The sequence below is a fragment of the Massilia paldalensis genome, assembly GCF_044901715.1.
GTDB classification, from domain to species: Bacteria; Pseudomonadota; Gammaproteobacteria; order Burkholderiales; family Burkholderiaceae_D; genus Telluria; species Telluria paldalensis.
This window is the reverse complement of the sequence record NZ_JBJCIU010000025.1, coordinates 1-5497: the sequence shown is the minus strand read 5'-3', so window position 1 is coordinate 5497 and position 5497 is coordinate 1. Positions and strand designations below refer to the sequence as shown.

Annotated in this window: 8 protein-coding genes; 3 read left to right on the top strand and 5 right to left on the bottom strand. The window is 60.4% G+C overall.

Going from position 1 to position 5497, the window contains the following annotated elements; genetic code table 11:
- Positions 1-1199: MobA/MobL family protein (locus ACI1V7_RS28205; RefSeq protein WP_404536013.1), on the top strand; the 1199-nt coding region annotated here is incomplete at its 5' end.
- Positions 1200-1220: 21 nt separating this feature from the next.
- On the opposite strand, the gene ACI1V7_RS28200 is transcribed toward ACI1V7_RS28205, so the two are convergent.
- From ACI1V7_RS28200 to ACI1V7_RS28180, 5 genes are all read right to left on the bottom strand, one after another.
- Positions 1221-1514, bottom strand: coding sequence for a hypothetical protein (locus ACI1V7_RS28200; RefSeq protein WP_005671614.1), 294 nt, complete (start codon positions 1512-1514; stop codon positions 1221-1223).
- Positions 1514-2302 (bottom strand): replication initiation protein RepM, encoded by a 789-nt coding sequence (gene repM, locus ACI1V7_RS28195; RefSeq protein WP_229409945.1) that lies wholly within the window; start codon positions 2300-2302, stop codon positions 1514-1516. Before repM ends, ACI1V7_RS28200 begins: the two co-directional genes overlap by 1 nt.
- A gap of 1237 nt (positions 2303-3539) precedes the next feature.
- Positions 3540-3887: a hypothetical protein gene (locus tag ACI1V7_RS28190; RefSeq protein ID WP_005671590.1), complete on the bottom strand. Its 348-nt coding sequence runs from the start codon at positions 3885-3887 to the stop codon at positions 3540-3542.
- Positions 3888-3889: 2 nt separating this feature from the next.
- Positions 3890-4087: a hypothetical protein gene (locus tag ACI1V7_RS28185; RefSeq protein WP_005671592.1), complete on the bottom strand. Its 198-nt coding sequence runs from the start codon at positions 4085-4087 to the stop codon at positions 3890-3892.
- Positions 4088-4093: 6 nt separating this feature from the next.
- Positions 4094-4384, bottom strand: a complete 291-nt coding sequence (locus ACI1V7_RS28180) for a DUF8583 domain-containing protein (protein WP_005671594.1) — start codon at positions 4382-4384, stop codon at positions 4094-4096.
- Between the two features lie 137 nt (positions 4385-4521).
- On the opposite strand from ACI1V7_RS28180, the gene ACI1V7_RS28175 reads away from it, so the two are divergent.
- The gene (locus ACI1V7_RS28175) at positions 4522-4914 is read left to right on the top strand and encodes a GIY-YIG nuclease family protein (RefSeq protein WP_404536008.1); all 393 of its coding nucleotides are present in this window, start codon (positions 4522-4524) and stop codon (positions 4912-4914) included.
- Positions 4896-5497 (top strand): MobQ family relaxase (gene mobQ, locus ACI1V7_RS28170; RefSeq protein WP_404536005.1); only part of this gene is annotated, 602 nt, incomplete at its 3' end. The genes ACI1V7_RS28175 and mobQ, both read left to right, overlap by 19 nt.

The window sequence follows — 5497 nt, the reverse complement described above, 5'->3', positions numbered from 1 at the left end:
ACCTGGTGGCGCACAACATGGGCGGCGGCGTGGGCAAGGCGAACGAGATTGACCGCATTCGCGCCAGGTGGGCCGAGCTGGCGAACGAGCGGTTACGCGAGCATGGCCACGAGGCGCGCATCGACCATCGCACCCTTGAAGCCCAGGGCATCGACCGCGAGCCGACCCAGCACCTCGGACCGACTGCCACGGCCATCGAGCGCCGCACCGGCCAGGCCAGCCGGAAGCGGCAGGACTTCGACCAGGACGTGGCCGAGCGCCTGACCCAAGCCAAGAAGGCCGGCGAGCTGGAGAGGCTGGGCCAAGTTCTCGAGCGGTCGATTCTCGACCTGTCGGGCGACATCGAAGCGGCCAAGAATCAGCGTATCCAGGAGCAGGCTGCAGAACTGCATAAACGGGCCTTGGAGCGTTCGGAGGTCGAAATGGGGCATCGGTACGCCCGGGCCCTTGAAAACGTCACCACGGAGACGCTGGCCACCGTGCCGGGCCTGTTGCCGGCCCAGGCGATCAAGCGCGCGCTGCACCAGGTCGGGAAGGAAGTCGCCGAGGCCGGCCAGGTGCCGGACGTGGACGTGATCGCGGTACGGCGCCAGGTGCAGGCTCAACCAGGTATGCAGCAGCGACTGGCCCACGCCGCGGAGCTGGAAGCGCGCGGCCAGGCCACGCTGGCCGACGTCGCCAGCATGGGCGGCGTCAAGCGGTTCCTGTACGACACCAAGGGCATGACCGAGGACGCGGAGAAGCTGCTGGCGGCCGCCAAGCTGGAGCGCGTCCAGGTCGGCAACGCCATCGATCTGTCGCCCGAGGTGCAGGCCGCGCTGAAGGCCAACGAGCAGGCGACGCAGGCGCGCCGGCAGACGTTCGTGACGGTGAAGGAGCTGGAGCAGGTACTAGACCGCACCGAACGGGGATTGGCTCCCTGGCAGCGGCCAGAACACATCTACCGCGTGCCGGAAACCGTCACCCGCGTTGTCGATCGCGCGCGCGCGATCGCGCCGGCGTCGTTGCAGGGAATGCAGGCTGCGGAGGTCGAGAGGATGACGGCCAAGGCCGTCGATGTGGCGTGGAAAGCGCCGGCCAGCCAGCGCGAATTCGATGTGCGCGTGTCGCGCTTCGTACTGCCGGCCGTGGAGCGCCGGCAGCAGCAGGAGAGGGAACAGGCCCGCCAGCAGCAGAAGGGCCAAGGCATGGAGCGGTAGTCGCTCCCTGGCGTCAAACCCTCACGCCCCGCGTGAGTCCAGCCAGGCGTAGGCCTCCCCCTCGGCGTCAGTGTGGGCCTCGGCCTGCAGGAAGGCATCGTAGGCGTCCGCTGGCCGCGCCGATCCGGCCACCCCCAGCCAATAACCACGTTCGGCCTCGGCCATGGCGTTCCACCAGGCCATGCCCTGGCGCGGGTCGGCCGGCGCGACAGGGAACACCCCGCCGCCTACTTCCTCGCCGTCCTCCAGGAGCCGCAGCCGCCACCCGCCGCCCAGCTCGGTCGGTCGGGGGGTAATCTCGTAGCTGTATTGCATCAAAATTCCTCCTGGTCGTCGGTGACTGGATCGGGGATGCGCTGCTGGCCGTTGGCCTCCAGTTTCGCTCGATAAGCGTGATCCGAGGGTGCGCTGGCCGACTTGGGCTTACGTTCCTTGTCCTTGATCTTGAAGGCAAAATCCGTGATAGCACGGCCAGTCTTGACCGGCTTGTAGCTCACTGTCAGGTCGCTGTGCTTGTTGACCTGATCCACGGCTACATCGAGCACCCGTTTGATGAAATCGGCCGTTAGCTTGTACTCGTCGGCCGCGATCTGTAGCGTCTCGCGCAGCCACTTGAGGTTGAGGGTACGGTTGCCGATCTCTCGATGCTGGGCCAGCAGTTCGTAGATCCGCACGGCGTAGGCGCTCGTCATCTGACCGACCTTCTCCAGCTGGTAGGACGTGAATTCTTCCTCAAGGCGTGTTATGTACTTAATAACATCATGAGTAAATACGACCTTGATGCGGCCGGCCCCATCGACATAGCTCGCCTTGCTGATCCATCGTGTCTTGGAGACCTGTTCCTTGCCAGTGTCTTCGTCCGTCTCGTACAGAGTAACGCTGCGGTCATACAGGGCATCCATAGCTTCCTTGAGCTGGTGGTACACATGGCCCTTGTCGATGCTAGGGAATTGCTTGGCGAAGGCTTCAGCCGTAATGACGACCGGGGAATCAGGGAATAGCCCCTTCTGTTCCTCGCGGCATCGGCAGATGGCATAGAGGATGATGCGCTGCTCGTTCAGGCTCAGCCTATAGCTGGCCTCGATAAGGCGATTGGACTTCACTACTAGCTCATGCTTTTTCATTAACACCCTTTATTAATGACATATCTTTTAATGTCATTCTACAGCCATTATATGACTTGTCAATAGGCGTCATAGTTAACCGCATAAACGTCATAGTTAACCGCATAAACGTCATAGTTAGAGTCTGAAACCCGCATGGATACTGGCTTTCCGGCCGCCTAAAAGGACTTAAAAGCTACTCCCCCCGCTATCGCGTGCAGGTCGTAATGCTTTAGGCCCCCCCGAGGGGGCAGGGAGAACCGGCCCCCCCAGGGTCCGCAACGGCCGCAGACCGGACGCGCTGGAGGCGCGCCGGGTCGGGCAGGGGTGGCCCTGACGGGCCATCCTCGCTCCCTCGCCTTCGGCATCGGTCCTCGGACTCAAATCGCCCCTGCGGGCAACTCGACGGCCGGCTGGTCGGCCTCCAGGTAGTGGCCGGCGGCGGTCGCATACCGGGGTTGGGGTTACGGGTTTTCGATTTTCAGGGTTTCAGATGTAACCGGGCGTGCCGGTTTGCGAAGCAAATCGGTGCGCAAGCAAGCGGGGACGCCCGCGCGCTAAGGCGTCTAGTTAGCTTTATCCTGAGATTTGCATTTGATTTGGCAGAAACAAATCCAACCTGCGACCCACCACTTTGAAAGTTTCCTTTCTTCCATTGTTTGGGCATGTATGGCTCGATTAATTGCTAATCTCATCCGTCCAAAGGCATAAGCTGCTCGGCGATTTTCTGCGAAAGTTTCTTTTTCCACTATTGTCCGTTTTTGATCTTGCTGTACACCTATTCGTAAATACGAATATCTAGACAGAGTGAGTCCTATGATGCGATAATCAAGGTTCCAAGTGTTGGTGTACCATCTAGCTATGTCTGATGAGTTAAGCCCACCAAAGCATCTCAGTTCGCAAGAATTGGTCGATGCTATTCGCAAACAGAGCGACCATACTAAGCAGCTCTTGCGGGAGGGTAAGCTTCGTCGTGCAGATGCAGAGAGGCTGCGTGATCGCTTAAATGAGAGTTTGCAAAAAGATAAGGAATTTTAAGGGCGAAGTCCGGCCTTAAGACTTTCTAGCCAGCGCTCAAGCGCGAAATTTCGCGCGTCTTGTAATAGGTCGCTAAGTGTAGCTGTGCCCTCGATGTACTGCTGCAAGAGACGTAGGTGAGCGTCATCAGGTATTAGACCCTCCAGGCGAAAATTGGTGAGCATTTGTGTGACGTGCTGCTCGCGGTCCGAGCGGCTGGTCATGTCTGATCCCATACGTCCACCGTGAGCATGTGGTCGGCCGGCAGGGCAACCAGCCGTTGCCGATGGATGGTCACGTTCCAATTCTGCCCCTTGTTCGGTCCCCAGTCCTCGACCGGCGGACCGTCGATGATGAAGGGCACGAAGTCGCCGGCCGGTACCGTATAGCGGTTCGGGTAGCCGTTGAACGAGTGCTGCTCGGCCCGGCCTTCCTTTACCAAGTGATCGAGGAAGCGCATGTTGAACACGCTCGCCTCCCAGGATGCGACCAGCGGCCCCATCCTATCTTGTGATGCGTCACGCTCTTCCGGCGTGCGCGGGTCTACCACCACCCACCATCCGCTCATGTTCAGCTCCCTGTGTTCTTCGTAGTAACGACTGCACGCATTGCTTCAAAGATCGCCCGACCAACCAAGTCTTGTGCATCCAATGCTGCTTCTAGGAAGCTAATCGCGGCATCAGACGCGGAATCGTCCAGCGCTTCGCGCATGTCCTCTAATGCTTCAATGGCTCGATCCAGATAGTCGCGACATGCCTCTTTCGTCATGTATCACTACTCCGTTTGAATACTTTCTTGGCGTACAGGATACAGCCCAAACAGTGCCCGGTCGTCGTCCCTGGTAAGGAACGTGTCGAGCTTCGCCAGGATGTTCGTTTTCGTGGCCTCATTTTTCTCCATGTGCTCAAGCATCATGGCCCCGACCAGGACCTTGCGGCGCGTGTCCTGAGTACGAGTGCGTTTCGCCTCGGCGGCCCGCTTCTGGGCCTCCTGTTTTTGCTTGAGCGCTTTGAGCTGTTTCAGCTTCTCTTCCTGCGCCTTGATCCGTTCGTCCAGTGCTGCCATGTTGTTGCCTTTTGCGATGTTGGTGGCCGATTCTACCGCGCCTTAAAATTGCCGTAAAGCAAGCTATAATGTTGGCTTGGACAGTCCCGGCGACGAGCGAAAGCGAAGAGCAAGGGCGCACTTAATGCAAACTTCGTTTGCGTGCGCCCTTCGGGGGTAAAGACAACGGCGAAAGGCGCGGCGGCATGGGCTACGGATGGGATAACGAGGTGCGAGACCGGTACATATACCTGCTGGCCTTCGCGGCCAAGCGGCAGGTATATGTTGGCCAATCCGTCGATCCCATTCGCCGGATCAAGTCTCATCGCCGCCCCAGTGGCGGATGGGACGATCCGTTCCTGCCGTTGGTCGTGCACCGGGAGCAGTGCACTGAGGCCGAAATCATGGATTTCGAATACGCGTGGCGGTGGAATGTCCACCTTCACGGCTGGACGCCAATCACGCTGAATGGTCTGCCATTCGATATGGGCTTGCTGAGGCCAAGCGCGAAGGAAAGGGGCGGCGCTTTACCGTGGCCATTTATCATTTAAGCGCGCAGATCATCAGCCGGAAGTCGGGGCGGTCATCAACCGCTGCCGCCGCGTATCGCGCTGGCGTCGAGATCACCGACCAGCGTACCGGCGAGGTGCACGATTACACGCGCAAGCGCGGCATCGAGTCGGCCGACATCGTGATGCCGTCCGGTTCTACATGGAGTCCAACCCGCGTCGAGTTGTGGAACACAGTCGAGGCGAAGAACAAACGTGCGGACGCCCAGGTAGCGCGGGAATTCCTCGTCGCCCTGCCGGACGAGCTGGACGCCGGACAGCGGCGACGGCTGGCCGTGGACTTCGCCCAGGAGCTGGCTGACCGTTACGGGATCGCGGCCGATGTGGCGATCCATGCCCCCGGCAAGGAGGGCGACCAACGCAACCACCATGCCCACATCCTCACCACCACCAACCGGGTCGAGGGTGACGGGTTCGGGAACAAGGTGCGCGAGCTTGACCTGGTGGCGCACAACATGGGCGGCGGCGTGGGCAAGGCGAACGAGATTGACCGCATTCGCGCCAGGTGGGCCGAGCTGGCGAACGAGCGGTTACGCGAGCATGGCCACGAGGCGCGCATCGACCA